Origin of the sequence: Actinoallomurus sp. NBC_01490 (genome assembly GCF_036227085.1) — a bacterium.
Classification (GTDB): domain Bacteria; phylum Actinomycetota; class Actinomycetes; order Streptosporangiales; family Streptosporangiaceae; genus Actinoallomurus; species Actinoallomurus oryzae.
The window spans coordinates 10,447,792-10,474,324 of sequence record NZ_CP109433.1; the positions used below are offsets into that span (position 1 = coordinate 10,447,792).

The following is a 26,533-nucleotide window of genomic DNA, read 5'->3' on the forward strand; positions in this document are numbered from 1 at the left end:
CCGGGAGTACCACCTCGATGCAGGCTCTGGCGGAAACCGACGGGCGGACCAGGTTCGTCTGGCACACCGACGTCCTCCCCGCCACTCTCGCCACCCCGATCGCCGAGTTCGTCGAACAAGGCTCGAAGGTCATGCGCCAAGCCCTGGAGACCGCGGGGGTGGCATGATCGATTCCGTGTTGGTCGTCCAGCGGGTTCGCATCGTCTGGACCGCGCGTGGCAGGGGTGCGGTTGAGGCGACCGCGCGGGGCCGGCTTCCGAACGCATTCCCGTTCCCGCGCGGTGGGAGCGGCCAGGTGCTGGTGCACGAGGTCTTGATGCGCGAGGCCGACGGATATGCCCGATCCGAGGACTTCCGCATCCACGACGACCTTTCCGAGGTGGACTGGCTGCGTCTGAAGCGCGAACCGGACGGCGCAATCCGAGTTGAACGCCGACCGGTCTGGGCGTCCTACCCGATCAGTCGACGCATAGTCCACATATGCACCCTTGAACCCGGCCAGAGCGCGCGATACCAGGCGAACTTCAGACTCTCTGGCTACTCGATGGAATGGACCTACGACGACTGGACGATCAACATCGCACGTGAGCCACCTCGAGCCGACCTGTTCCTCGGCCGGAAATTCGACTTCGAGCGCGACGACAGGGTCTCCCTCTACGGAAAACCCGCCCACCGATGATCCTTTGTGCGCCTACACCGGACCTGATCACAGCGGGCGTAACGGTCGATCCGCCGATCGTCACCCCGTCTCCTGCCGGGCGGAGGGTCGCTCCATGGCGTTGTCCAGATGATTGATGACGGCCGGCACGTCATCATTCTCAGTGCTTCGGATCAGCTCCAGGGCCGGCCGGACGAGGCTGCCCGGTCGCGCTATCAACCGTGCGAGCACGGCGGCCCGAACGTCGAGCCGCTGGATGGTGGCCTCGCGCTCCTCCTCGTTCTGACCGGCGAGCAGGACGGCGTTGTACCACGCCTCCTCGCGGGACTGACGGACACTGAAGTCGAGGATCCGCTCGTCGGTGCGGGCTCCGACCCGATCCAGCAGCGACATGAATGGCGACAGGGCGTCGACCGAGTCCTGCATTGCCACCACCACCCGCGCAAGGATGCCGTTGATCAGTAGAAAGTCGCGTCGCAACGCATGGATGGCCTCGCCTGGACTGGTCCGCGCAGCGGCGACGGCCAGGTCGAGGTTGATGTGCGCGTTCACACCGAGTATCAGGTGCTGGACGATGATGGTGTCGGGGTCGTCGAGCAGTCCGAACGCCTCGCGCCAACAACGCGGCCCGCTCTGATCACGCCGCCAGGCGTCGTACGCGTCGAAGTAGCGGTTGCCGAAGTGCGTATCGAAACGGTCCATTCTGGCGCCATCGTCGAACAGCCCACCGTGAACGGCCGTACGGACCTCAACGGTCACCTGTCGGTAAAGCGCCGCGAAGTACCCGACCCGGTCACCGGCGCGGCCGGCCTCCCGCACGATCCCGGCAAGCCCGTCCACGACATCGTCGATGTTCTCTGCCGCCACGCCCAACTCCCCTCTCGCGCCCCCCTCGAGAGGACGCGCCAGGCAGTACACCGGTTGGCGGCGGTACGTGCGAGTCCGTACCGCCGGCCGCGGAGGCGGTGCGAGCCGGTGAAGCGTTGTGGCAGGTCTGTCGATGGCCTCGCTGACCGTAGTTCGATCAAATTAGTTTGATGTATCGTCTCGGCTGTGGATGGGAAGCCTCCCGACGTGTTGGCCCTGGCGGGCCACGAGCTGCGGTGGCGGCTGCTCGGTGAACTGGCGAGAAGTGACCGGCAGGTGCGCGAGCTGACCCGTTTGGTCGGCCAGCCGCAGAGCCTGGTTTCGTACCATCTCGCCCGGTTGCGGGCTGGTGGTCTGGTGGCGATGCGGCGTAGCTCAGCCGACCGGCGAGATACCTATTACCGGATCGACCTGGCGCGCTGTGGGGACTTGCTCGCCGATGCCGCAGCAGCGCTTCATCCGGGTCTACGGCCGGCCCCGCCTCTTCGTACGCCGCAGGTCTCGCCCGCGGCTCGCGTGCTGTTCCTGTGCACGGGGAACAGCGCGCGTTCTCAGATCGCCGAGGCCCTACTCCGACATCGCGGCGGGGAGGCGGTAGAGGTCTTCAGCGCGGGCAGCCATCCCAAGCGTCTGCACCCGGACGCCGTACAGGTGATGCGCGAGCGGTTCGATATCGACATCTCCGGCCAGCGGGTCCAGCATCTGAGCGAGTTCACCGACCAGGACTTCGACGCCGTGATCAGCCTGTGTGATCGGGTTCGCGAGGTCTGCCCCGACTTTCCCGGTCCACCAGAGCTGATCCACTGGAGCATTCCCGACCCGGCGGCCGAGGGCGAGTATCCGGCGTTCGAGCGAACCGCCGCGGAACTTGAGACGCGCGTCCGCTTCCTGCTCCACCACCTGTCAAGGGAGGACTGACGATGTCCGACGAGATGGTCAACGTCCGCTACATGGTCGACGACGTTCAGGAAGCCGTCGACTTCTACACCACTCACCTGGGATTCGAGCTGCGCTCATCAGCGGCGCCCGCGTTCGCCGACGTCACCCGCGGCAGGCTGCGGCTGCTGCTGGGCGGGCCGAAGTCATCGGCTGGACGGCCCATGCCCGACGGCACCAGGCCCGGTCCGGGCGGCTGGAACCGTATCCACCTGATCGTCGATGACCTGGCGGCCGAGGTGGACAGGCTGCGCACGGCCGGGCTCTCCTTCCGCAACGACATCGTCACCGGGCCAGGCGGGTCACAGATCCTGCTCCTGGACCCGTCCGGCAACGTCGTCGAACTCTTCCAGCCCGCCGCCCGCTGACGAGGATCGGCCCATGACACGGCAAGCGACCACGAACGATCCGGGACGCCTGCAACGACGCCTCGGACTGAGCGATGCCGTGGTCATCGGCCTCGGCTCAATGATCGGGGCGGGGATCTTCGCCGCGCTCGCTCCGGCCGCGTCAGCGGCGTCGTCGTGGGTGTTGCCCGCCCTCGCGATCGCGGCAGTGGTCGCGTACTGCAACGCCACGTCTTCGGCGCGGTTGGCCGCCCGTTATCCCGCCTCCGGCGGAACGTATGTCTACGGGCGGGAGCGGCTGGGCGGATTCTGGGGCTACCTGGCCGGGTGGGGGTTCGTGGTCGGAAAGACGGCATCGTGCGCGGCGATGGCGCTGACCGTGGGTGCCTACGCCTGGCCAGGCCATGCCCGGGTGGTCGCGGTCGCCGCCGTGGTGGTGCTGACGGCCGTCAACTATGTCGGTGTCAAAAAGAGCGCCGGACTGACCTGGGTGATCGTCATCGTTGTGGTGGCCGCGCTCGCCGTGGTGGTGGCGGTCTGCCTGACCGGTCAGGGCGCCGACGTTGCCCGCCTGGAGCTGAGTGGGGAGGCGCCCGGATGGGGTGTCCTACGGGCGGCCGGGCTGTTGTTCTTTGCCTTCGCCGGATACGCGCGGATCGCCACCTTGGGTGAGGAGGTGCGGGACCCGGACCGTACGATCCCGCGGGCGATCCCGCTGGCGCTGGCGATCACCTTGATCATCTACGCGGCCGTGGCCGTCGCGGTGCTGATGGCGCTGGGCCCGGCGAGGCTGGCCGGCGTCACCGCGCCGCTGGCGGACGCCGTACGCACCGCCGGAGTGCCAGGGCTGGTCCCGGTCGTGCGCGTCGGCGCCGCCATTTCGGCGCTCGGCTCGCTGCTGGCGCTGATCCTCGGTGTCTCACGCACCACCTTGGCGATGACACGGGACCGGCACCTGCCGCACGCCCTGGCCGCGGTCCATCCCCGGTACGGCGTCCCGCACCACGCGCAACTGGCGGTGGGCGTCGTCGTCGTTGTCCTGGCCGCCACCGTCGACGTTCGGGGAGCGATCGGTTTCTCCTCGTTCGCGGTCCTGGTCTACTACGCCATCGCCAACGCCTCCGCCTGGACCCTGACCGCAGCCGAGAGGCGCCCGCCCCGGGTCGTTCCCGTGCTCGGCCTGGGCGGATGCCTGCTGCTGGCGTTCACCCTCCCCGTCTCATCAGTGATCGCCGGGGCCGGGGTGCTGGCCCTCGGCGCCGCCGCGTACGGCATACGCGCCGGGCTGAGACCGGCCGCATGACCCGACGGGGCTCACGGCCTGTGCGGTCGAGGTCGCGTTCGGTGTCCGGCGTCCGGGCATCCACCAGTTGGCCTTGCCGCACAGTTCCATCACCGCGGGAACGAGGACCATCCGGACGATGGAGGCGTCGACGAGCACCGCGACGGCCATGCCCAGACCCCCCTGCTTGACCGCGACGTCGGGACCGAGCAGGGAGGTCGTGAAGACGGCGATCATGATGGCGGCCGCGGCCGTGATGACCTTGGCGGTCCGCGCCAGCCCGCGAGTGACGGCCATCCGGGTGTCGCCGGTGCGCTCGTACTCCTCGCGGACCCGTGAGATCAGGAAGACCTCGTAGTCCATGGACAGGCCGAACAGGACCGGGAACATCATCATCGGCACCCAGGTCGTGATCGGCATGGCGGTCGGGAAACCGAGGGCCGAGCCCAGCCACCCCCACTGCACGACCGCGACGATCACGCCGTAGGCGGCGCCGATCGACAGCAGGTTCATCACGGCGGCCTGCAACGCGATCGTGACCGACCGGACCAACGCGATCAACAGCACCAGGGACAGCGCGATGACGACCGCGATCATCAAGGGCAGGCGCGAGCCGACCTCGTCGGCGTAGTCGATCGTGCCAGCGTTCGGGCCGCCGACGTAGACCCCTGCGCCGCCGGGGGCCTTGGGCAGCACATCGTCGCGGAGCCGGTGCACCAGGTCCGTGGTCGCCGCATCCTGGTAGCCGGTCTTGGGGAAGGCCATGAAGGTCGCGGCCTGTCCGTCCTTGCTGACGCGAGGCTGGGTGACGTAAGCGATGCCCTTGGTCTTGCTGACCGCTCCGACGAGGGGACGTAGATCGGCGTCCTTGGAGCCGAGTCGGGTGGCGAAGATCAATGGAGCGCCGTAGCCGGGACCGAAGCCCTCGGAGACGATCTTGTATGAGGTGTAGCTGCTCCTGTCGTGGGGCTGGACACTGGCGTCGGGCAGGCTCAGCCGCATCGACAGCGTGGGGGCGGCCAGCACCAACAGGACCACGCCGGCCGATATCGCGGCGACCAGCGGCCTGCGCTGCACCACGGCGGCCCAGCGCTCTGCGGGAGTGCGACGCTCCCCGGACGGGACACTGCCGGCCCCCTGCCGGCGGGACGTGCGACGGGGCAGACGCAGCAAGCTGATCTTGCGGCCGGTGAAGCCCAGGAACGCCGGCAGCAGGGTCACCGCGGCGATCATCGCCACGAGCACGATCACCGACGTGGCGATGGCAACTCCGGTCATCAGCCGCTGTCCCATGACGACCAGGCCCAGCAACGCGATCACGACGGTCGTGCCGGCGAACAGCACCGCACGACCGGCCGTCGTGATGGCCTTGACAGCGGCGCTCTCAGGCTCGTCGCCGCCCTGCAGGCTGTCCTTGTAGCGGGTCACGATGAACAGTGCGTAGTCGATGCCGACGCCGAGCCCGACCATGGCGGCGAGGATCACCGTGAAGTCCGGCGAGGGAAACACGTACCCCACCAGCTTCATCAGGCCGATGCCGCCGAGGATCGACAGGAGCGCGGTCACGATCGGCAAGCCCATCGCCACCAGTGACCCGAAGGCGATGAACAAGATCACCGCTGCCGCCAGAACACCCACGCTCTCGGCCGGACCCGGACTGGGGGTCTCCGCCTTTTCTGCTCTCTCCCCGCCCAGCCCCAGCGTCACGCCGTCACCGGAGGCGTCCTTGACCGCGGCCACCAGGGGCTTGACCTCGGCCTTCGTCGCCTCTTTCTTGGTCAGCGGGATGGTCGTACGGGCGATACGGCGGTCCTTCGTCACCAGACTTTCGTCCTGATAAGGCGAGGTCACCGGTCCCGTGATAGATGAGGCGGCCAGATCGGCGATGACCTTCTCGATCCTGCGCCGGGTCGCGGGGTCATCGATCCCCTTTTCTGCCTTGATCGCGAGAGTCAGCGTATCCCCTTGCTGCTCGGGAAAGTGCTTCTCGATCAGCCCCTGCGCCTTGGCGGATCCGGAGTCTCCGCCGGAAAAGTCGTTGTCGGAGGCGGCACCATAGCCGAAGCCGACAAACGCCACGACGATCACGCCGATGATCCAGGTCATGAGGACCAAGCGGCGGCGACGGTAACAGAATCGGGCCAGCCTCGCCAGAACTCCACCCGTACGGGGAGTCTCGGTTGCCATCATCTTCTCCTCGAGCCTTTCTGCACTTTCACAAAGCAGACTGAAATGCGGGAGTAGGGCCCGATTTTGCCTGTCGACCGCAATTCCGGTCGTCCCCCGAACGCAGGCAATCCGCGCTACGGTTAATGACGCACCCTGATACCGCGGGAGCCGCAGGTGCGGTGAACGTACTGCGTGCGCGGTAGATGACCGTTCGTCCGCCAGCAGGAATCGCACGCGGCAAGACCTGGCTAAGGTGCGCACATGGGCACAGATCGGGCCAGCGTCAGAGACGGGGCGATCGCCGTCTGCGTGACGGCGATCCAACTGGTCACCGGCCTGGCCGGACATCACCCCGGCACGGATCTCGATCTACTCGGCTATGCGCTGATTGTGACCAGCGGCCTGGCGCTGGCAGTGTCCAACCGCGCTCCGATTCCCGTCCTGGCCGTCACCGGGCTGTGCGCGTTGAGCTGGCAGGCTGCCGGTTTCGAGGTACCCACCGTCGCGTTCCTGTTCGCGGTATACGCCGCCGTGCGGGCCGGGCACCGCAAGATCACGGCGGCGGCGAGCGCGACCATGCTGGTCACTCTCCCGCTCGCGATACTGGCCTCCCCACTCGACAGGACCGTGAGCGAGGCGCTCGCCCAGGCCCGAAACGCCCTCGGGCTGGCCTGGCTGATCGCCGCCGCTGCCGCTGGTGAAGCACTGCGGCAGGCCGAGAAGCGTGCCGACGAAGCCGAACGCACCCGGGAGGAGACCGCTCGACATCGCGCCAGCGAGGAGCGGCTGCACATCGCGCGGGAACTCCACGATTCACTCACTCACCACATCTCGATCATCAGGGTGCAGTCCGGCGCCGCCGTCCACCTGGCCCGCAAGCGTGGCGAAGACGTGCCGGAGGCCCTGCTGGCGATCCAGGAGGCCGGCCGGGAGGCGACCCGGGAACTACGCATGACCCTGAAGACGCTGCGCGACGACGCCGAGACGCCGTCGCATGGGCTCGATCACGTCCCGGACCTGATGGAACGGGCCCGTGGGATGGGCCTGAGCACGACACTGACGATCGAAGGACAACGACACGACGTGCCCGCCGCAGTGGATCAGGCCGCCTATCGGATCGTTCAGGAGTCGCTCACCAACACCGCCCGTCACGCTGCCGCCACGACGGCCTCGATCCAGATCGACTACCGACCGGACACCCTTGCCGTACGGGTCGATGACGACGGCAACGCCATGCCGGGCACCGCCCCGACGCCCGGGATCGGGCTGCTCGGGATGCGTGAGCGAGTCACCGCGCTCGGCGGCCGTCTGCGCGCGGAACCGCGTAGCGAGGGCGGCTTCAGGGTCCAGGCCGAGTTCCCCGTCGGCCGACCGTCATGATCCGTGTCCTGCTGGCCGACGATCAGCCGCTCCTTCGGAGGGGATTCCGGGCGATGCTCGATGCGGAGGACGACATCGAAGTGGTGGCCGAGGCCGGCAACGGCGAGGAGAGCCTGGCGCTCATCAAGGAGCACTTGCCCGATATCGCGCTCATCGACATCCAGATGCCGGTCATGGACGGCCTGGAGGCGACCCGCCGCATCGCCGCAGACCCGGCTCTGGCCGGGGTGCATGTCGTCATCCTGACCAACTACGGCTTTGAGGAGTACGTCTTCAACGCACTACGCGCGGGCGCCGGCGGATTCCTGGTCAAAGACATCGAGCCAGAAGACTTCCTTCATTCCGTACGCGTCGCCGCACGCGGCGACGCCCTGCTCGCACCGTCGATCACCAAAATGCTGATCAGCCGGTAAGTCGAACTGCCGCTCAACACGGAAGTCGGCACCGGGCTGCAGGACCTGACCAACCGCGAACGCGAGGCCGTCGTCTTGGCCGCGCAGGGCCTGTCCAACAACCAGATCGCCGACCGCATGGTGATCAGTCCAATGACCGCGAAAACCCATATCAACCGGGCCATGATCAAGCTCCATGCCCGCGACCGCGCTCAGCTGGTCGTCTTCGCCTACGAATCCGGCCTGGTAGCCCCTCGAAACCGCTGACATCGACGGGCCCCCATGCCACGTCGCTCAGCGGCCAGGGCCGGCGGGTGCGGCTGGTGCTGTGGCCAGGGGGTAGACGACCTCGTCCATGATCTGGCCGGCGAACCGGGTATCGGGTGGCTCGCCGGGCATCAGCAGCCGCTGGAGGACGAGCGCGGGGAACAGGCCGGCCAGCAGGTCCAGGTCGTGGCCTTCGGGCATCTCACCGCGGGCCTCAGCTCGCTCGAACACCGTCCGGAAGGCTGCCATCCGTGGCGCGAGGAAGTTCTCCCAGAAGACCCGCCGCAGTCCGGCGTCGCGGGCCAGGGCGCTGACCATGCCGGTCGTCACCCGGGCGCCGAACCGGCTCTCCGCGCTGGTGATGGATTCGGCCAAGGCGCGCAGGTCCTGCCGCAGTGATCCGGTGTCCGGGACGTCGGGGACGCCCTTGAGACTGTTGAGCGCGTCGACGACGAGGTCGGCCTTGTCCCGCCATCGCCGGTAGATCGTGGTCTTGGCCGCGCCGGCCCGGGCGGCCACGGCATCCATGGTCAGGCGGTCGTAGCCCACCTCGGCGAGCACGGCGAGCGCCGCCTCCCGCAGGGCCAGGTCCCGTGAGCTGTCCAGGTAACGGCCGCCACGACCGCGAGCCTTGCTCGTGTCGCCGACCCCGTGGGTCCGGCTCATGCCGGCCTCCTCGCCGTACCGCCACCGCTACGGAATAGTTTCGATACTGTATCGTAGCGTCTAGATTCGTTCGGTGCGAACTCGTGGACGCTCGGCGCCGGCGCTGAGCGCAGAGGACGCCGCAGGTGGCGCCTGCGGCGAATCACAGATGGACAGGAGCACCATGGAACCAGGGTTCACGGTGACCGTTAATGGCGTCGCCCGCGAGGTGGCCGCAGGGCCGGAGCGCAGCCTGCTCGAGGTGCTCCGCGAGGAGCTGGGCATCACCGGACCCAAGCTGGGCTGCGGCGAGGGGATGTGCGGGGCCTGCACGGTGCTGCTGGGCCGCCGGGCCGTGACGGCGTGCACCACCCCGGCCGGCGAGGCCGCCGGGCACCAGGTAACGACGGTGGAAGGGCTGGCCGAGGACGGCCTGCTCCACCCGGTGCAGCAGGCCTGGATGGAGACCGGGGCGATGCAGTGTGGCTACTGTACGCCCGGCTGGCTGACCGGCTGCGCGGCGCTGCTGGCCCGCGTCCCTCACCCCGACGACGCCCGGATCGACGCCGAACTGGCCGGGCACCTGTGCCGGTGCTGCACCTACCCGCGGATCCGGGCGGCGGTTCACCGGGCGGCCGAGCTGATGGAGCAGCCGGAGTCGCTGGAGCCGGTGCCGGTCCCGGCCGCCGAGCCGGCCGTCGCGGCCGGCGCCGCGACCCGGCCCTGGGACCTGGTCGCCTCGGATCCTGACGCGTTCCTGGCCGGGCTGCCGGAGGGCCTGGTCAGCGTCGCCGAGCGGGAGACGGCCCCGGGTGTCTTGACCACCAGCACGCGGGCCTGGCTGCACGTGGGGCCGGACGGGGTGGTGACGGCCTTCACCGGCAAGGTGGAGGCCGGGCAGGGGACCCGGGGCGCGCTGTCGCTGCTGGTGGCCGAGGAGCTGCGGGTACCCCCCGGGGCGGTCCGGGTGCTGATGGGCGACACCGGCGTCTCCCCGTTCGACATGGGCACGTTCGGCAGCCGGTCCATTCCGGACGCGGCGCCGCTGCTGTGCCGCGCGGCGGCGGCGGCGCGGCGGGTGCTGCGCGAGGCCGCCGCGCAGCGATTCGGCCTGGCCGAGGCCGACGTCACCCTGGCCGAGGGAATGGCGGTCGGCCCGGACGGGGCGCCCAGCGCCTCGTTCGGTGAGCTGGTAACCGGGATGCGCCGGGTGGAGCAGGCCCGCGCGGATGAGCAGGTCACCGATCCGGATGCCTGGCGCCGGGCGGGGCGCCCGGCGCGGTCGGCCGCGGCCGGCACCGCGGTCACCGGGAGCAAGCGGTTCCCTTCCAACCTGGCTGTGCCGGGGATGCTGCACGGATGCGTGCTGCGGGCGCCGGCCTACGGGGCCCGGCTGCTCGGGCTGGATCTGGCCGCGGCGCAGGCCATGCCCGGCATTCAGGTCGTCCGCGACGGCGACTTCGTCGGCGTGGTGGCGCCCACGGCCCGCGAGGCCCGCGCGGCGGTCACGGCCATCGCGGCGGACTGGGAGCTGACCCCCCAGCCCGGCCCGGCGGAACTGGAAGCCTACCTGCGCGCTCACCCGGCCGAGGGTCAGGGCCACAGCGCCCCGTACCGGCACGCTGCCGGCGACGTCGACGCGGCGCTGGCGTCCGGGCCGCTCCGGCTGGAGGCCACCTATAAGACCGCGTACGTGGCCCACGTCCCGCTCGAGCCCCGCGTCGCCCTGGCCCGGTGGGAATCCGGGCGGTTGACGGTCTGGACGGGCACGTCCACCCCGTTCCGGGCCCGCGGGGAGCTGGCCGAGGCCCTCGGCCTGGACGAGGCGGCCGTCCAGGTCATCGTGCCCGACTACGGCGGCGGGTTCGGCGGCAAGCACGGCGCGGCCGCGGCCCTGGAGGCGGCGAGACTCGCGCGGGCTGCCGGCGGCCCGGTCAAGGTGGCCTGGAGCCGGGAGGAAGAGTTCCGCTGGGGGTACCTGCGGCCCGCCGCCGTCATTGACGTCGCTGCCAGCGCGGACGCTGCCGGGCAGCTCACCGGCTGGTCGTTCACCAATATCAACTCCGGGCGGGCCGGCATCGACACCCCCTACCGGGTGCCAAGCCGGCGCATTGCCTACCAGCCCGCGGACTCTCCGCTGCCCCAGGGCTCCTACCGGGCGCTGGCCGCCACCGCGAACAGCTTCGCACGCGAGTCGCACATGGACGAGATGGCGCGGCTGGCCGGGGCGGACCCGCTGGTGTTCCGGCTAGACCATCTGGACGACGAGCGGCTGGCCACGGTCTTGCGCCGGGCCGCCGACCGGATCGGCTGGGACCGGCACGACCAGCAGCCCGCGGGCCATGGCCTCGGCCTGGCCTGCGGATGGGAAAAGGGCGGCCGGGTCGCCACCGCCGCCGAGGTCCGGGTGGACGACGACGGCAGGCTGCACGTGCTGCGGCTGGTGACCGCCTTTGACTGCGGCGCGGTCATCGACCCGGCCAACCTCGCCAACCAGGTCGAGGGCGCCACCGTGATGGGCCTGGGCGGGGCCCTGTTCGAGCAGGTGGACTTCGCCGACGGCGTGATCCGCAACGCCTCCCTGTCGCAGTACCGGGTGCCCCGCCTGCCGGACGTCCCGCCCGTGGAGGCCATCCTCATCGACCGGCCAGACCAGCCGTCAGCCGGCGGGGGCGAAACCCCGCTGATCGCCGTGGCCCCGGCGCTGGCCAACGCCATCCGGGCCGCCACCGGCACCCGGATCCGCTCGATGCCGCTCGCGCCCAACGGAAAAGTCAGTCGCGCATGATGGCCGCTTTGCGGCATCGCGGACTACGCACGCTGTACGTCGTGTCCACCGCATTCGCACCAGCTCAAGGAGGTTCGCCCTAATGCGCGTCGTGGCGATCGAGGAACACCACACGATCCCGGAGATGAGCAGCTCCATGGATCTGTCCTGGCTGCCGTCCGAGGTACAGGGCCGCCTGCGGGTCCCGGTCGCCGAGCGGCTGGCCGACATGGACGCCGCCGGCATTGACATGCAGGTGCTGTCCGTGGTGGCGCCCACGCCCCGGATGCTGCCCGCCGAGACCGCGGTGCCGCTCGCCGTAAAGGCCAACAAGGAACTGCAGGACATGGTCACCGCGCATCCGGACCGGTTCGCCGCCTTCGCCACGCTTCCGGTCACTGTCCCGGACGCGGCCGCGGCCGAACTGGAGCGAACCGTCGGCGAACTGGGCTTCGTCGGCGCGATGATCCACGGCACCATCGCCGGCCGGTTCCTCGACGACCCGTTCTTTCACCCGATCCTGGAAACCGCAGCCCGGCTGAACGTGCCGATCTACCTGCACCCCGCCCCGCCGCCGAAGGCGGTCGCAGATGTGTACTACAACGGCTTCAAGGACCCGGTCAACCAGCTCCTGGCCACCGGCGCCTACGGATGGCACTACGAGACGTCGCTGCACGCAGTACGCATGATCGTCGGCGGGGTGTTCGACCGGCTCCCCGGGCTGAGGGTGATCCTCGGTCATCTCGGCGAGGGCATACCGTTCCACCTGCCCCGCATCGACGACAAACTTCCCCAGTCCGCTACGGGCCTGCCTAAGCCGGTCAGCGGCTACTTCCGCGAGCACTTCTGGATCACCACCGCCGGCTACTTCTACGACGGCCCGTTCCGGTTGTCCCTGGAGACGTTCGGCGATGACCGGCTGATCTTCTCGGTCGACTACCCGTATGCGGACAACCGGCGCGCCGCCGACTGGTTCGACCGCCTCACCCTGACGCCCGAGGTGCGGGAGAAGATCGCGCATGGCACCGCCGACAAACTGCTCCGCCTGCGCTGAGCCTGTAGGTGCCGAATATGCTGTCGCCTGCGCTGGCACCTGACAGTGTTCGACCCGGGCCCGGAAGGACGCGTGTTCGCCGGCATACGCGGCGGCGAACTCGCGACGATCACCTACCGCCGTGCGTGGGACAACGCCCGCAAAGGCGCTCTCAGCCCCGCTGAGTACGCCTCACCCCTCGCCCGACGCGTCTACGACCTCCGCCACGCCTGCGTCTCCACATGGCTCAGCGGCGGCGTCCCACCCGCCCAAGTCGCCGACTGGGCCGGCCACAGCGTCTCTGCCTTGCTCAAGGTCTACGCCAAGTGCATCGAGGGCCAAGACGAGACAGCTAAGCGGCGCATCGAGGCGGCTTTCCGCTAGTGAATAAGCCTGCGGAGATGAGGAGCGTCGCACGTCGCCCTCGAGAAGCGCTCGCTAAACCGGTGTGCACATCGTAGAGTTTGAGAGTGGTTCGATAGCTAGAGATCTGTATGGCCCTACCTGAAGATCTGTAGATCTCATGAAGAAGAGGCTCGACCCCGAGCCCAGATGAAAGACGCGGAGCCGAGCCGTTCGCGGAGGGCTCAGGGTGGCCACCCTGGGCCCTCTCCCACTCACTCGGCTAGTGATCGTGCCAGGTGAGCACCCAAATGACGGTCCGCCAGATCATCAACAGCGAACTGATGATGATCCGGACCCACCACCACGGGCTGGGAGCGCGACGCTGCCGCTTACTCACGTCACCGCCGTCGCCGCAGGATTTCCAAAGATGCTTGCGCATCCGGTCCTCCCACCTTGGGGGAACTTCAACGGTGCCGGGTCGACACCGCCGCGTACCGACCTCCCCCAGTCCGGTCGGTACGATCGTCACCGGCCGAAGACGAGGCGAAGACGCGAGAGCCTCAGCGTGATGAGCTTAGACCGGTAGCCGACAGTTTCGCGGCTCGACACTCGATGTGGCCGTATAGCCCGTTTAATGCGGACATCTCGGATAGCCAATGGACGGCGTCATGGAGCCCTCTGGAGCAAGGGGCGCCGCCCATGCCCCGAAGGCACAACTGGCGTCGTAACGAACCATTGCGCTAGCCGCAGCGCGGCTTCACCTGCCGAGTTCCACCGAGCCTTCCGACATTTGAGGTGTTGGTGATCGGATGGATCAACTTTTTCGTCCTGATCGAACCTGGACGTCCACACCGGTAGACCCGGCGCAGGAGAGGGCAGGGTCTGCGACCCTGGCACCGGTGCGCTACTGGATCAACGTTGTCGTGCCAGGCGTTGACGAAATCTTGGTCAACCCCGATGACATGGAGGGCCAATAAATCCTTCAGTGTGCAAGAGCTCGACAGCGTGGTAGCTCAAGCACGGGCCTGCGACTAGATCGTCCGTAACTTCGGCCTCGACTATCAGGACGACCGTCCCTCAGAGCCGTAGCGCCGAGGTCTACGGGCGGTCGCCCCACTTAAGTGAGCCAGATCGATCCTGTATCGACGCCCGCGCTGAGCGGCAGGAGCTTGGGCACGTATTGGGCACAGACCTTCGCCGAGGGCCGGTGACGGCCGAACACAACCGGACACAACGCGAACAGCGCCCGAACCTGTCTCCGCAGGTCGGACGCTGTTTTCGCTAGTCTCAGGGAGTGGGCAGGGGCGGGGTCGAACCGCCGACCTTCCGCTTTTCAGGCGGACGCTCGTACCGACTGAGCTACCTGCCCGCACGGCACCGGGTGGTGCCTCAGCGGTCCTGACGGGATTTGAACCCGCGGCCTCCACCTTGACAGGGTGGCGAGCACTCCTAACTGCTCCACAGGACCTTGCCTTGCTACCCCGAAGGGTATCGTGCCCCCAACGGGATTCGAACCCGCGCTGCCGCCTTGAAAGGGCGGAGTCCTAGGCCGCTAGACGATGGGGACTCGACGGCGTGGCCGCCGTGTTGCCCTTGGCGCCTGCCGTCGGGGACACCGAAAGCATAGGGGACAACCGCCCCAACCACCAAAGTGATTCCCCTACCCCGGCCGTCCCGCCGCGCTGGAACTCCCTGACCTGGGCGAACCCGACGGCGAGCCCGACCGCGAACCTGACGGTGAGGCGGGCGTGGTGAACGGTGTTCGGGCGGACGGTGGTGGGGCGATCGGGCGGTCCGGCTTGGGTTCGAGGGTGCGTTCGATCTGGGCCGAGGTCAGGCCCAGGCCGCCCAGGCGTATGTCGTCCCAGCCCTGGAGGCGGTGGCTGGCGCGGTTGAAGTACAGCACCGACATCTCGATCGGGGTCGGCTGCTCGTGTTCCAGGCCTCGCATGCCGGCGCCTCCCGTGGAGCCCTGGACGAACAGGCGGGTGCCCGAGGGCAGCAGGCGGGTCGAGCGCTGGTGCAGGTGGCCGCTCAGCACCAGGGGCGCCGTGCCGTCGAACGCCTGGCCCTCGGCTGGATCATGGACCAGCACCACGTCCGGGGCCTGGTGGGAGGCCGTCAGCTGCGCGGCGGCGCCCTGGCCGATGGCGAGCATCTCGCGGGCGTCCACGTCGTCTCCGCGTGTCGTCTTGTCGGGGGTGAAGCGCGGGTCGCCGATGCCGAAGATCCGCAGGCCTCCGACGTCCTTGACCTGGTTGTCCAGTACGACCGCGTTCTTCTGCCGGCGTACGGCGCGTTCGGTGTCGGTGGAGTCGTGGTTCCCGCGGATGAACACGTACGGGATCTTGAGCTTGGAGATGTCGTTGGCGAACTTCTCCTCCGCCTTGGAGCCGTGGTCGGTCAGGTCGCCCGTGTCGATGACGAGCTGGATCTTGAACTGCTTGGTCACCTGGCGGATCACGCTCCACGCCACCGGGTTGAGGTGGATGTCGGAGACGTGCAGGACGCGGATGGTGGTCGGATCGGGCTCGTACGTCGGCAGCGTCGAGGTCACGTCGTACAGGCGTGAGACGTTCCCGATGAGCTGCGCGAGCTGGGCCCGGTACGCCCCGAAGCGGGAAACGATGGACTTGGCGTCGCCGACGACCTGGGGCGCGCCGGCGAGGATCCCGGTGAAGCGCGGCTCCGCGACCGACTGCGGGTCGAACGTGACCGCGCCCAGGATGCCGACGACCAGCAGGCCGTTGAAGGCCGCGAGGGTCGACCACAGCATGCGCTTCCACGTGCGGAACACCACGAGGCCGGCCAGGGCGGCGCACGCCAGCGCCGCCAGCGTGGCTTTGGCGATCATGACGATGAAGCCGTGACGAATGTCACCGCCGATCGTGGAGGTGAGGTGGTCGACGGCGGCCGGGTCCTCGATGAGCTTCTGGGCGGGTTCGGGACGGATCTGGGTGACCTGGGCGTCGATGCGGACCGGGCCGGAGTGGCTGTCGAGGCGGAGCGTGCCCAGCGGCGGGATGTCGATCACGGTGCCGCCGGAGAGGGACGGGCGGAGGGAGAAGGTGACGTCGGCGGGGCCGATGTCGGTGCTGGCGTGACCGCCGTACAGCATGCCGAGCCAGCCCGCCAGCAATCCCACCGCGACCACCGCCGTGATCCGCGCGGGGAGCCGGACACGCCGCATCGCCGCGACACGGCGGACTTCTGTCATTACTCGGGTCAACACGTTGGTACCTATGCTCGCTTCTGCCACTCTCCACGCACAATGGCAATGTGATCGACGTCAGTCGCGAGGAGTTCGAGGAACTGGTCGGCGAAGCGCTGGACACCATCCCGCCAGGGCTCACCCGGCTCATGAAAAACGTCGTGATCATGGTCGAGGACGACCCTCCGCCGCAGGCAGGCGTGCTGCTCGGCCTGTACGAGGGCGTGCCGCTGACCGAGCGCGGAGGCACTTACGCCGGCTTCCTGCCCGACCGGATAACGATCTTCCGGCGTCCGCTGCTGGCCGTCTGCGAGACCCGTGCCGACCTCGTACGAGAGGTGCGGGTGACCGTCGTGCATGAGATCGCTCACCATTTCGGCATCGGCGACGAACGGCTCCACGAACTCGGATGGTGATCTTTCCCATACACACGTTCGCACACAATGGGTCACACCTCAGCGACGCAGCGTGAGATAATCCCCTGGGACCGCCCGGTCACGGACAGCGATGACAGGGGAGCGCGCGTGGGTGGACGACATCGACGGCCGTTGGATCGGCAGGCCACTTATGGCGACGTGTTCGGTGTCGGCGAGTTCCGTTCCCTCTGGCTGGCCCAGGCCCTTTCGTACATCGGCGACCAGTTCGCCCAGGTCGCTCTCGCCGTGCTCGTCTACAACAACACCCACTCGCCGCTGAAGACCGCCGTCGCGTACGCCCTGACCTACCTGCCGCCGATCCTGGGCGGCCCCGTGCTTTCGATCCTGGCCGACCTGCTCCCCCGGCGCCGGGTCATGATCGTCTGTGACCTCGCGCGGGCCGGCATCCTCGCGCTGATGGCGGTTCGGCCGTTGCCGTTCGCGGCCCTGTGCGCGCTGATCTTCTTCAGCGTGCTGCTGGGCACGCCGTTCACGGCGGCGCGGGCCGCGCTGCTGTCGGAGGTGCTGCCCGGCGACATGTACGTCGTGGGCTCGGCGATCAACAACATCACCCACCAGCTGACGCAGATGCTGGGCTTCCTCGCGGGCAGTGCGGTGATCTTCGTCGTCGGCACGCACCAGGCGCTGGGGGTCGACGCGGTGACGTTCGTGCTGTCCGCGCTCATCGTCATGACCGGCGTACGGCGGCGGCCGGCGCCGCTACGCGACGCCAAGACCCGCGAGTCGCTGTGGCAGATCACACGCCGCGGTGGCCGCCTGGTGCTCGGCGACCGCACGCTCCGGCCGCTCGTGTGCTTCGCGTGGCTCTGCGGCTTCTACGTGCTGCCGGAGGGGCTGGCCGCGCCGTACGCCAAAACGTTCGGCGACAGCCCGTTCATCGTGGGGCTGCTCATGTCGGCGACGCCGACGGGCATGGTGATCGGCGCGTTCGCGTACAGCCGGTTCGTCCGGCCCGACAACCGGCTGCGCATGATGGGCTGGATGGCGATGCTCGCCTGCGCGCCGCTGGTGGGTTCGGGGCTGCGCCCGCCGCTGTGGGCGGTCGTCGCGCTGTGGGCGCTGTCCGGCGTGGGCTGCGCCTACCAGGTGGCGGCCAACGCCGCCTTCGTGGCGGCCGTGCCCCCGTCCGGACGGGGGCAGGCGTTCGGCTTGGCCCAGTCGGGCATCCTGGCCAGCCAGGGCATCGGCATCCTGTCGGGCGGCGCGCTGGCCCAGGTGCTCGGGCCGGAGCCGGTCGTCGCCCTCGCCGGCGTGGCGGGCCTGACGGTGGCGACGATGCTGGCCATGTCGTGGACCCAGGTGCGCACCGAGGTGATCGCCTCGACCCACGACCGCGCGATCAGCGCCGCCGCCTAGTTACGACTGGTCTGCTTGTTGATGAGCTCCTGGGCGATGGAGACGTCCTTGCCCTCCTCGGGGATGAGCAGCACCGCGGCGGCGTACAGCAGGATGCCCGCGCCGCTGGTGAGGATGGTCACCACCGCCGCGCCGATCCGTACGAGGGTGGGGTCGACGTTGAAGTAGGCCGCGGCGCCGGAGCAGACGCCGGTGATCATGCGTCCGTCGCGGGTGCGGGTGAGGCGGCGGGGGCCGGTCGTGTCGCTGGGTTCGTGCGTCATGTCGTCGTTCATGCCTCGATCGTGCCCGGGTCCGTACCCCCTTCGCCATGGGGGCTTGCCCTGATCCGTCCCTGAGAGAGCCCCTATGGCCCCTCGGCCACATCGATGACGCACGACCTCCGGACGAACCGCCAACCCTGAGACGGGGCCGGAGAGTCCCCGAACGCGGCCGTCACGCGCAGCCGTGAGCGGTCCAGCGGCCGTGCCGCGCCCAGGCCGTAGATCAGGCGGTCGCGGGCGGACGGCGAGCCGTACGTCAGCATGCGCTCGCCGTCGATCACCACCACGCTCCGCGTGTCGTACAGGCCGGGCCTCAGCCCGCCGGAGAGGTCGGACAGCGCGAGCGTGCGGGGCTCGGTGAGCGCGATCCGGGCGAACACCGCCGGTTCGATCACCGGCGCCCGCTCCTCTCGCGGCGTCTGGCGCAGCAGCTCGCGCAGCGGCGCGGCGTGCGCCGCGTCGTCGAGGATCAGGAACTCTCCCCCGCCGACCGCCACGAACCCCTCAGGGCCGCTGTGCGGCCCGCGCAGCCGCTGGAATCCGCAGTCGTACACGCTCTCGCCGCGCAGCACGTCGCCGTCGCGGCGGAACGCCACCGACAACTGCACGCCGACGCGCAGCCACAGCGGGAGCACGAGCAGGCCGCCGTCGGCGAGCTGGTCGCGCCAGGCCACGGAGATGTCCGACGTGCCGATGGTCAGCTCGATCCGGTCGTACGGCGCGTGGTCCGGCGCGCCCGCCCAGCCGTCGCCGGTGCGGACCTCGACGTTCGCCACGCCGGACAGGCGTGCGCGCGCGGCCGCCGCGAGGTCGTCGTCGATCTCGATGGTGATCACCCGGGCGGCGAGCCGGCCGAGCAGCGCCGCGTTGTACCCGGTGCCGGCGCCGATCTCGAGCACCGAGTGCCCAGGGTCGACCCGCAGCTGCTCCAGCATGATCGCGACCACCGCCGGCTGGCTGGCCGAGCTGATCGCCACGCCGGCGCCGTCCCGCTTGGTGATCAGGACCTTGTCGTCGTACGCCTCGGCGCGCAGGCTCTCGGGTACGAAGAGCTCGCGGGGTACGGCCGTCATCGCCTCGGCCACCCGCCCGTCGCCGAGCACGCCCTTTTCGGTCAGGAGGCGTACCAGATCGCGGGGGGCCATGGATCCCAACGTACGCTGAGGGTCGAACCCCCTGGGAGGTCTTGATGGATCTGCTGCGCGTCGACGACCGGCTGACCGACGAAGAACGACTGGTCCGCGACACGGCCCGCCGATTCGCCGCCGAACGCATCGCGCCGCACGTGGCGGACTGGTTCGAGGCCGGCACCTTCCCGGCGCGCGAGCTCGCGCCCGAGCTGGGGTCCCTGGGTCTCCTCGGCATGCACCTGTCCGGGTACGACTGCCCGGGCGCCGGCGCGGTCGCGTACGGCGTCGCCTGCCGTGAGCTGGAGGCGGCCGACTCGGGGCTGCGCAGCTTCGTGTCGGTGCAGGGTTCGCTGGCGATGTCGGCGATCCACAAGTTCGGCTCGGAGGAGCAGAAGCGCGAGTGGCTGCCGCGGATGGCCGCCGGCGAGGCGATCGGCTGCTTCGGCCTGACCGAGCCCGACCACGGCTCGGACCCGGCGAACATGCGCACGCACGCCAAGCGCGAGGGCTCGGACTGGGTGCTGAACGGCTCGAAGCTGTGGATCACCAACGGCTCGGTGGCCGACGTCGCCGTCGTCTGGGCGCGCACCGACGACGGCATCCGCGGGTTCCTCGTACCGCGGGACACCCGCGGGTTCTCGGCGCGCGACATCCACAAGAAGCTGTCGCTGCGCGCGTCGGTGACCTCGGAGCTGTCGCTGTCGGACGTACGGGTGCCGTCGTCGGCGATGCTGCCGGAGGTGCGCGGGCTGCGCGGGCCGCTGAGCTGCCTGTCCGAGGCCCGGTACGGGATCATCTGGGGAGCGATCGGCGCGGGACGCGCGTGCTACGAGGCGGCCGTGGAGTACGCGGGCAGCCGCGAGCAGTTCGGCAAGCCGATCGCGGCGTTCCAGCTCACGCAGCAGAAGCTGGCCGCGATGGAGATCGCGCTGGGCCAGGCGGGGCTGGTCGCGCTGCACGTCGGGCGGCTCAAGGAGGCGGGCGAGGTCACGCCGCAGCAGGTGTCGTTCGGCAAGCTCGCGAACGTACGGGCGGCACTGGACGTCGCACGCTCGGCCCGTACGGTGCTGGGCGCGAACGGCGTCACGCTGGAGTACCCGGTGATCCGGCACATGACGAACCTGGAGTCGGTGCTCACGTACGAGGGCACGGAAGAGATCCACACGCTGGTGCTGGGCGAGGCGATCACCGGCGTTTCCGCATACCGCTGACGGACCGCGCTGCCAGACCTTCCCGGCGGGCGCGAACGGCCTTGCGGGAGGCCAGGCGCTCAGGAGAATCTTGCGGCCCGCGCCCAAGGCACTCCGTCGGGCCGGGGTTCGGCGAGAATCTTGTCCGCGTCCCGCGTGTCCAGCAACGATACGCACGACCCGGTCGCGCGCTCGCTCGCCCGAGGCGCGATCGGCCCCGTACGGGCGGCGGATCGCCGGGGCCGATCGCCCATGGTGAGGATCACGCGAGGCCGTCCCCTCCGGTACGCTCGTTACCAGCGGGGCGTTAGCTCAATTGGCAGAGCTGTGGACTTTTAATCCATAGGTTCCGGGTTCGAGCCCCGGGCGCCCTACCACTCCCCTGGCCGCTGACCTGCGGTTTCTCCGGTTCCGTGGATCTTGTAGTGATCGTTTCGGGGCCGCGGGTGCTGTGGGTGCCGAAAACCCTATCCACGGCCTGTGACCTGCAGGTTTGCCGACTCGATCAGCTTGACATCCGCCGACGAGACCGGCTCGGCAGCGTCCTCCATGAGTACCAACATGCTGCATGACCTGCACGGACGTAATTTTCGGCACCCGCAGCGCCCACCGACCAAACCAACGATCCACGCGCTGGTGCTGCGCCTGGCGGCCGAGAATCCGACCTGGGGCTACAGACGAATCGCCGGAGAGCTGGCCAGCCTGGGCTGGAAGGTGGGTGCTGCCACGGTCTGGAGGATCTTGCACAAGGCCGGCATCGATCCCGCTCCGCGACGATCCGGACCGAGCTGGGGCGAATTCTTGCGGTGCTCAGGCGTCCGGGATTCTGGCCTGCGATTTCTTTCACGCCGACACGATCACCCTGGCCCGGCTGTATTGTTTTTCCGTCGTGGAGCACTCCAGTCGCCCTCCTCGGCGCGCAGCTGAGCCAACGCGGATTTACGACGCCAGTCCCCGCCTATTTCAATCTTTGATGAGGTTGGCCGGGCCGTGTAGCGGCCTGACCGACCGTTGTTCTTCAGACGGTCCCGGGTGAGGTCTTCGAACGCCTTTTTCCACGTCGGAGCCGACCTTCCGTGGGCCGATCGGGCGGTGATCGCGGCGCTGACGCGGTCCTCGACGCAGCCTTCCCCGCCGTCAGGCTCTGACCGCTAGGAGCCTTGGTCGGCTTCGACGGACGCGAGCAGCTTGCCGAGCAGGGACGCGAGCAGCTGTTGTTCGTCGCCGTTGAGCGCCTCGAGGATGGCCGACTCGTTCGCCATGTGCACGCGGATGAGCTTGTCGGCGAGTTGCCGGCCGGCCTTGGTCAGGGCCACGACGCGTCCACGAGCGTCTGCCGGGTCACGGGTTCGCGTCACCAGCCCCGCGGCGGCGAGCCGGTCGATCCGTTTGGTCACCCCGCCGGGCGTGACCAGCGTCGCGCGGGCGAGGTCGCCGTTCGACAGCGCGTGGGGCGGCGCGCTCCGGCGCAGTGCGGCGAGCACGTCGAAGTCACCGGGCGCCAGCCCCGCGGCGGCGAACGGCGGCCGGAGGATCGGATCGCACACCGCGGCCAGGCGCTGGATGCGTCCCAAGATCAGCAACGGCGAAGGGTCGAGGTCCGGCAGCCGCGAACGCCACGCGTCGACGATCGAGCGCACCGCGTCGCCGTTCGCGGATTGGTCCAGGGCGGTTCGTTCTTCCACCTTGACAGCATACTTTCCACGTCAACTAAAATAGTTTCCATGGAAACTACCTACGTCGCCCCCACCACCGTCACGGCCTACCTCGATCCGACCTGTCCGTTCGCGTGGATCACCAGCAGCTGGCTCGCGGAGGTCGAGACGCAGAGCGATCTGGCGGTACGCCGGGAGTTGATGAGCCTGTCCGTGGTGAACGAAGGGCGCGAGCTCGACGCGTGGTACCGGGACTACAACGAGCGGGCGTGGCGACCCGCCCGAGTCGCGGCCGCCCTGCTGGCCTCACCTCACGCGGACCTGTGGACCGACTTCTATGAGGTGTTCGGACGGCGACGCCACGTCGAAGGTCTTCGCGACGACGCGCGGAACATCGCACTGACGCTGGACGAACTCGGCGTCCCGGCCGAGTTGGCCCATGCGGCCGAGGACTCATCCTGGGATGCGGACCTGCGAAACCGCACCAAGGCGGCCACGGCACCCCTGACCGACGACGGCGGCACCCCGATTCTGCACATCGCGGACCGCGGATTCTTCGGCCCGGTGCTCACCGCCGTACCGCGCGGGGACGCCGCGGTCCGGCTGTGGCAGGCGGTGGCGACTCTCGCGACCACACCGTCGTTCAGCGAGATCAAGGGAACTCGCGATGAGCGGCTGCAGACCAGCTGACGCCGGTCGGACGCGGCTGCGCCGCCTCGGCCAGGCGCATGCTCTCGCTCAGGCCGGCGACGGCGCCTTCTACGTCACGTCAGCGGCCTATCTGGTCAGACTCGGCTGGAGCCCCGTTCGGGTCGGGATCCTGCTCGCCATCTGCTGGGGAGCCGGTGCGCTGCTCTCGCGCCGCATCGGCCGCCTCGCCGACCGTCACGGCCTCGTCGCGATCAGCGCCGCGACCCTCGGCTGCTGCATGGCCGGGCTGCTCGGCCTGGCGCTCGGCAGCGAACCGATCCTCGTCGCCGGCGCGTTGCTCGTGTACGCCGGCGGCCAGAGCGCCTGGGGTGGGCTGCGCGCCGCACTCGTCCAGGCCGCGGCGGACCCGGCGGCCGCCGTCACCGAGCGGGCCAGGCTGCAGTCCATCGGCAACGGGGCGGTGGCCGTGGGCGCGGCCGTGGGTGGTCTGGCGCTGGGCCTCGGCGAGATCTGGGCCCTGCGCGTCGTCGTGGCCGGCGACGCGCTGCTCTACCTGGTCACAAGTCTGCTCATCGCGAGAGGGATCCGGATCTCCGCGTCGGCTCCCACGGCGTCGGCCGACCGCCCCGTGCCGGGCGAGACCGGCCGTACGACGATGCCCCAGCTGGTCGCGACCATCGCCGCATCCGCGCTCTACCTGTACATGCCCATGCTGAGCGTCGCGTTGCCGCTGATGATCACCAACGCACCGGGAGTCCCGGCGTGGGCCATCTCCGCGTGCTTCCTCGCCAACACGCTGGGCGTCATGGCGATGCAGCGCCGGGCCGCCATCGGGGTCACGACCGCCGCGCGAACCCGGCACGCTCTGCTCACGGGCGCGGCCCTGCTCGCGACGTCGTCCGCCCTGCTGTGGACGACTCTGCTGGGGCACCGTCTCGCGCCCGCGCTGATCGTCCTCGGACTGGGGGCGGGCGTCGTGACCCAGGTCCTCGGCGAGGTCCGCTTCGCCGCCGGTGCGTGGGATCTCGGGTACCGGCTCGCGCCCACCAGCGGCACGGCCGCCTGGCAGGCGACCTACGGGGCGGCCATCCCGATGGCCCGGAGCGCGGGGCCGGCCCTGCTGGCCCCGCTGGCCGGCTTCGAGCTCGGCTGGATCGTCCCGGCCGGCTTGTTTCTCGCCGGTGGGATCGCGATGGCGACCGTGACCACGACACGTCCTGCTCCGAGCCCGTCCGACCCCCGGTACCGCGCCGTACTCGGCGACTGAACCAGCGCCTCAAAGGATTCTGAGTGGCCCTGGGCGGCTGCCCGGCGCGAAGCGTGGGTACGACGCCTCTGTCACGCACCGTGATCGCAGGTGACGCCGGACGCATATGTCCGGGTTCCAGGTCATCGCGATGCTCTGGCGCATCTGACGTACATCGAGGGAGAGGCCCGTATGGCGCTGACGTCCGAGCCGAGGTCGGCCGAAGACCTGCTGATGGAACTCGAGCCGGTCGTCGCGGCCGAGCTCGACCGTCACCTGTCCATGGCCAGGGAATGGTTCCCCCACCAGTACGTGCCCTGGAGCCGCGGCCGCGACTTCGACGGCCCGATGGACGGCGAGGCGTGGAGCCCGGAACACTCCACGGTGTCCCCGGCCGCGCGAGAGGCCCTGGTGGTCAACCTGCTCACCGAGGACAACCTCCCCGGCTACCACCGCGAGATCTCCACCATCTTCGGACGCGACGGCGCCTGGGGCACCTGGGTCGACCGCTGGACGGCCGAGGAGAACCGCCACGGCATCGTCATCCGCGACTACCTCACCGTCACCCGCGCCGTGGACCCCATCGCCCTCGAACGAGCGCGAATGAGCCACATGCAGGGCGGCTACCAGGCCGACCACGGCACCGAGACGCTCCACGGGCTCGCCTACGTCGCCTTCCAGGAACTGGCGACCCGCATCGCCCACCGCAACACCGGCAGCCTCTCAGGCGACCCGGTGTGCGAACGGATGCTGGCGCGGGTGGCAGCCGACGAGAACCTCCACATGCTCTTCTACCGCAACACGCTCGCGGCGGCCCTCGAACTCGCCCCGAATCAGACGATGCGCGCCATCACCGATGTCGTGACCGGCTTCCAGATGCCCGGTCACACCATCGACGGCTTCCTGCGAAAGTCCGTCGCGATCGCCGGCGCCGGCATCTACGACCTGCGTGTCCACCTCGACGACGTCCTCACCCCCATCCTGCGTCAATGGCGCATCTTCGAACTCGACGACCTGCGCGACGACGGGAACCGCGCACGCGACGAACTCGCGGAGTTCCTCCAAGGACTCGACGCGGCGGCGAACCGATTCGTCGAACGCCGCGCCCAGCGAGCCGCTCAGCGCCGCTGAAGCGATTCCGGAGACGGCTCCGCTGTGCGCGGTGCGGCGTGCAGGTGCCACAGCAGGAGTGCTGTCCGTCCGCGATAGCGACCATCGCTGGAGCGCACGTCGAAACCGAGCAGATCGGAGATCCGGTCGACGCGATAGGCCACGCTGCTGTGATGCATGTGCAGCACGGCGGCCACCTCACGCAACGAGCCCTGCCGCCCCAGTTGATCGAGAATCTTCATATCGGTACGCCCGGACCGGGATTCGGCGAGTTCGCCGACCGCGCGGACATCGGGCAGTGACATGATCGCCTGAGGATCGAGATCGGCCAGCGCGATGACGCAGCCCAGGTCCTCGGCGAGGATCCAATCGGACGGGTCGGCGCGAAGGGCCGCGAACCGGATTCCTCGCCGGGCCTGTGACCAGGACCGCCCGCATTGCTCGATCGCCACCTCGGGGCCGACACAGACCGCGATGCCCTGGGGCATCGGAGTGCGAGGGACGGTGCCCGCCGCGATGAGCACGGCGAGGTCGTTCGTCATCGGAGCCGCCACGGTGCGGCCCGTCGTCGCGCCGGCAACGGCGGCCCGGAAGGCGGGCAAGATGCGTTCGACCCTGGCCTCGGCATGTACCGCGAGGACGCGAACCGGCTGTCCCACGCGGAAGCCGAGCAGACGCGCCGCCCGGGCCGTCTCGGCCTCGCCCGCGTGACCGCTCAGCAGCGTGTGAAGGAGCTCCGGGTTGGTGAGGCCGACCTGGGTGTCGTCGCCGTAGGAGCGCGAGTACAACGCCGCCATCGTGAGCGCGAACCGCGCTGTGATCAGCTCATCCCATTCGTGACCGTCCGCCTCGTCCCGGCGTTCAAGCCAGACGCGCCCGACGGGGTCGTTGTCGACGATGACGTCGCTGATGAGGACGTTCGGCCCCGGCCCCGACGTGTCGAGTGTCCGCCCGGCCGAATCGACGACGTGGACCTCGCCGACCTCGTCGAAGATGACGCCGGCCGTCGTCTCGGACAGGACCGCCGTGGCCCGTGCGACCGCCTCCGCGTCGGCCCGATGCGAGAGCAGCTGATCGAAGAACTCGATGACCTGCAGTCCACGCTCGGCGCTGGAGTCGATGCTCGACAATCGGTTCAACAAGCCGCGCACCGCTCGAACTGTACTCGGCGTCCTCCTCGGTTACTAGCCATCTGG

25 protein-coding genes, 4 tRNA genes and 1 pseudogene are annotated in these 26,533 nt (G+C 69.4%); 18 read left to right on the plus strand and 12 right to left on the minus strand.

Going from position 1 to position 26,533, the window contains the following annotated elements; genetic code table 11:
- The first annotated feature begins 17 nt into the window (after positions 1 to 17).
- Entirely contained in the window at positions 18 to 167 is a 150-nt protein-coding gene (locus tag OG417_RS48050; RefSeq protein WP_329244582.1) for a hypothetical protein, read from the plus strand.
- Positions 164 to 679 carry a hypothetical protein gene (locus OG417_RS48055; RefSeq protein WP_329244585.1) on the plus strand — a complete coding sequence of 172 codons (516 nt, stop codon included), beginning with the start codon at positions 164 to 166 and terminating at the stop codon, positions 677 to 679. Before OG417_RS48050 ends, OG417_RS48055 begins: the two co-directional genes overlap by 4 nt.
- A gap of 60 nt (positions 680 to 739) precedes the next feature.
- On the opposite strand, the gene OG417_RS48060 is transcribed toward OG417_RS48055, so the two are convergent.
- A complete protein-coding gene (locus OG417_RS48060) occupies positions 740 to 1,525 on the minus strand; it encodes a DUF5995 family protein (RefSeq protein ID WP_329244588.1) in 786 nt (261 codons plus the stop codon).
- A 207-nt stretch (positions 1,526 to 1,732) separates the two neighbouring features.
- On the opposite strand from OG417_RS48060, the gene OG417_RS48065 reads away from it, so the two are divergent.
- The 3 genes from OG417_RS48065 to OG417_RS48075 are packed head-to-tail and all read left to right on the plus strand — an operon-like array spanning position 1,733 to position 4,111.
- Positions 1,733 to 2,443: an arsenate reductase/protein-tyrosine-phosphatase family protein gene (locus OG417_RS48065; RefSeq protein ID WP_329244590.1), complete on the plus strand. Its 711-nt coding sequence runs from the start codon at positions 1,733 to 1,735 to the stop codon at positions 2,441 to 2,443.
- A 2-nt stretch (positions 2,444 to 2,445) separates the two neighbouring features.
- Positions 2,446 to 2,829: a VOC family protein gene (locus tag OG417_RS48070; protein ID WP_329244598.1), complete on the plus strand. Its 384-nt coding sequence runs from the start codon at positions 2,446 to 2,448 to the stop codon at positions 2,827 to 2,829.
- A 13-nt stretch (positions 2,830 to 2,842) separates the two neighbouring features.
- Positions 2,843 to 4,111 carry an APC family permease gene (locus OG417_RS48075; protein WP_329244602.1) on the plus strand — a complete coding sequence of 423 codons (1,269 nt, stop codon included), beginning with the start codon at positions 2,843 to 2,845 and terminating at the stop codon, positions 4,109 to 4,111.
- Here OG417_RS48075 and OG417_RS48080 read toward each other — a convergent pair.
- Positions 4,031 to 6,196, minus strand: coding sequence for an MMPL family transporter (locus OG417_RS48080; RefSeq protein ID WP_329244605.1), 2,166 nt, complete (start codon positions 6,194 to 6,196; stop codon positions 4,031 to 4,033). The genes OG417_RS48075 and OG417_RS48080 overlap by 81 nt on opposite strands.
- A gap of 324 nt (positions 6,197 to 6,520) precedes the next feature.
- On the opposite strand from OG417_RS48080, the gene OG417_RS48085 reads away from it, so the two are divergent.
- Both OG417_RS48085 and OG417_RS48090 read left to right on the plus strand, forming a co-directional pair.
- A complete protein-coding gene (locus tag OG417_RS48085) occupies positions 6,521 to 7,639 on the plus strand; it encodes a sensor histidine kinase (protein WP_329244608.1) in 1,119 nt (372 codons plus the stop codon).
- Positions 7,636 to 8,298, plus strand: a pseudogene (locus OG417_RS48090) (response regulator). Before OG417_RS48085 ends, OG417_RS48090 begins: the two are co-directional and overlap by 4 nt.
- 27 nt (positions 8,299 to 8,325) lie before the next feature.
- Here the strand turns inward: OG417_RS48090 and OG417_RS48095 are convergent.
- A complete protein-coding gene (locus tag OG417_RS48095; protein ID WP_329244611.1) occupies positions 8,326 to 8,964 on the minus strand; it encodes a TetR/AcrR family transcriptional regulator in 639 nt (212 codons plus the stop codon).
- 163 nt (positions 8,965 to 9,127) lie between these two features.
- Here OG417_RS48095 and OG417_RS48100 point away from each other — a divergent pair, with 163 nt between their 5' ends.
- The 3 genes from OG417_RS48100 to OG417_RS48110 all read left to right on the plus strand — a co-directional run bounded on the left by OG417_RS48100 (position 9,128) and on the right by OG417_RS48110 (position 13,127).
- Complete coding sequence (locus tag OG417_RS48100; protein WP_329244614.1) at positions 9,128 to 11,731, plus strand: molybdopterin-dependent oxidoreductase; 2,604 nt, start codon at positions 9,128 to 9,130, stop codon at positions 11,729 to 11,731.
- Between the two features lie 82 nt (positions 11,732 to 11,813).
- The gene (locus OG417_RS48105) at positions 11,814 to 12,764 is read left to right on the plus strand and encodes an amidohydrolase family protein (protein WP_329244617.1); all 951 of its coding nucleotides are present in this window, start codon (positions 11,814 to 11,816) and stop codon (positions 12,762 to 12,764) included.
- Between the two features lie 72 nt (positions 12,765 to 12,836).
- The gene (locus OG417_RS48110; RefSeq protein WP_329244621.1) at positions 12,837 to 13,127 is read left to right on the plus strand and encodes a hypothetical protein; all 291 of its coding nucleotides are present in this window, start codon (positions 12,837 to 12,839) and stop codon (positions 13,125 to 13,127) included.
- 241 nt (positions 13,128 to 13,368) lie between these two features.
- Here OG417_RS48110 and OG417_RS48115 read toward each other — a convergent pair whose 3' ends face one another.
- The 5 genes from OG417_RS48115 to OG417_RS48135 all read right to left on the minus strand — a co-directional run bounded on the left by OG417_RS48115 (position 13,369) and on the right by OG417_RS48135 (position 16,305).
- A complete protein-coding gene (locus OG417_RS48115) occupies positions 13,369 to 13,527 on the minus strand; it encodes a hypothetical protein (RefSeq protein WP_329244624.1) in 159 nt (52 codons plus the stop codon).
- An 856-nt stretch (positions 13,528 to 14,383) separates the two neighbouring features.
- Positions 14,384 to 14,457, minus strand: a tRNA-Phe gene (locus tag OG417_RS48120).
- 24 nt (positions 14,458 to 14,481) lie between these two features.
- Positions 14,482 to 14,556: transfer RNA gene (locus tag OG417_RS48125), tRNA-Asp, on the minus strand.
- A 26-nt stretch (positions 14,557 to 14,582) separates the two neighbouring features.
- Positions 14,583 to 14,655, minus strand: a tRNA-Glu gene (locus tag OG417_RS48130).
- Between the two features lie 93 nt (positions 14,656 to 14,748).
- Positions 14,749 to 16,305: a metallophosphoesterase family protein gene (locus OG417_RS48135; protein WP_329244627.1), complete on the minus strand. Its 1,557-nt coding sequence runs from the start codon at positions 16,303 to 16,305 to the stop codon at positions 14,749 to 14,751.
- A gap of 62 nt (positions 16,306 to 16,367) precedes the next feature.
- Between OG417_RS48135 and OG417_RS48140 the strand changes: the two genes are divergently transcribed.
- Positions 16,368 to 16,715 carry a metallopeptidase family protein gene (locus OG417_RS48140; RefSeq protein ID WP_329244630.1) on the plus strand — a complete coding sequence of 116 codons (348 nt, stop codon included), beginning with the start codon at positions 16,368 to 16,370 and terminating at the stop codon, positions 16,713 to 16,715.
- A gap of 108 nt (positions 16,716 to 16,823) precedes the next feature.
- Positions 16,824 to 18,092: an MFS transporter gene (locus OG417_RS48145; protein WP_329244633.1), complete on the plus strand. Its 1,269-nt coding sequence runs from the start codon at positions 16,824 to 16,826 to the stop codon at positions 18,090 to 18,092.
- Here the strand turns inward: OG417_RS48145 and OG417_RS48150 are convergent.
- Together OG417_RS48150 and OG417_RS48155 are read right to left on the minus strand one after the other, a co-directional pair.
- A complete protein-coding gene (locus tag OG417_RS48150; RefSeq protein ID WP_329244636.1) occupies positions 18,089 to 18,367 on the minus strand; it encodes a PspC domain-containing protein in 279 nt (92 codons plus the stop codon). The genes OG417_RS48145 and OG417_RS48150 overlap by 4 nt on opposite strands.
- A 71-nt stretch (positions 18,368 to 18,438) precedes the next feature.
- Complete coding sequence (locus OG417_RS48155; protein ID WP_329244639.1) at positions 18,439 to 19,500, minus strand: protein-L-isoaspartate O-methyltransferase family protein; 1,062 nt, start codon at positions 19,498 to 19,500, stop codon at positions 18,439 to 18,441.
- Between the two features lie 44 nt (positions 19,501 to 19,544).
- Between OG417_RS48155 and OG417_RS48160 the strand changes: the two genes are divergently transcribed.
- The 3 genes from OG417_RS48160 to OG417_RS54705 all read left to right on the plus strand — a co-directional run bounded on the left by OG417_RS48160 (position 19,545) and on the right by OG417_RS54705 (position 21,602).
- Positions 19,545 to 20,696 (plus strand): acyl-CoA dehydrogenase family protein, encoded by a 1,152-nt coding sequence (locus OG417_RS48160; RefSeq protein WP_329244643.1) that lies wholly within the window; start codon positions 19,545 to 19,547, stop codon positions 20,694 to 20,696.
- A 280-nt stretch (positions 20,697 to 20,976) separates the two neighbouring features.
- Positions 20,977 to 21,052 (plus strand) — tRNA-Lys (locus OG417_RS48165).
- A 184-nt stretch (positions 21,053 to 21,236) separates the two neighbouring features.
- Positions 21,237 to 21,602: an IS3 family transposase gene (locus tag OG417_RS54705; RefSeq protein WP_442875624.1), complete on the plus strand. Its 366-nt coding sequence runs from the start codon at positions 21,237 to 21,239 to the stop codon at positions 21,600 to 21,602.
- A 224-nt stretch (positions 21,603 to 21,826) separates the two neighbouring features.
- Here OG417_RS54705 and OG417_RS48170 read toward each other — a convergent pair whose 3' ends face one another.
- Entirely contained in the window at positions 21,827 to 22,360 is a 534-nt protein-coding gene (locus OG417_RS48170; RefSeq protein ID WP_329244646.1) for a MarR family winged helix-turn-helix transcriptional regulator, read from the minus strand.
- Positions 22,361 to 22,399: 39 nt separating this feature from the next.
- Between OG417_RS48170 and OG417_RS48175 the strand changes: the two genes are divergently transcribed.
- From OG417_RS48175 to OG417_RS48185, 3 genes are all read left to right on the plus strand, one after another.
- Complete coding sequence (locus OG417_RS48175) at positions 22,400 to 23,020, plus strand: mycothiol-dependent nitroreductase Rv2466c family protein (protein ID WP_329244649.1); 621 nt, start codon at positions 22,400 to 22,402, stop codon at positions 23,018 to 23,020.
- Positions 22,998 to 24,248 (plus strand): hypothetical protein, encoded by a 1,251-nt coding sequence (locus OG417_RS48180; RefSeq protein ID WP_329244652.1) that lies wholly within the window; start codon positions 22,998 to 23,000, stop codon positions 24,246 to 24,248. The genes OG417_RS48175 and OG417_RS48180 overlap by 23 nt, the downstream gene beginning before the upstream one ends.
- Before the next feature lie 171 nt (positions 24,249 to 24,419).
- Positions 24,420 to 25,358 (plus strand): acyl-ACP desaturase, encoded by a 939-nt coding sequence (locus OG417_RS48185; RefSeq protein ID WP_329244654.1) that lies wholly within the window; start codon positions 24,420 to 24,422, stop codon positions 25,356 to 25,358.
- On the opposite strand, the gene OG417_RS48190 is transcribed toward OG417_RS48185, so the two are convergent.
- A complete protein-coding gene (locus tag OG417_RS48190; protein WP_329244657.1) occupies positions 25,346 to 26,488 on the minus strand; it encodes a PucR family transcriptional regulator in 1,143 nt (380 codons plus the stop codon). The genes OG417_RS48185 and OG417_RS48190 overlap by 13 nt on opposite strands.
- Between the last annotated feature and the right edge of the window lie 45 nt (positions 26,489 to 26,533).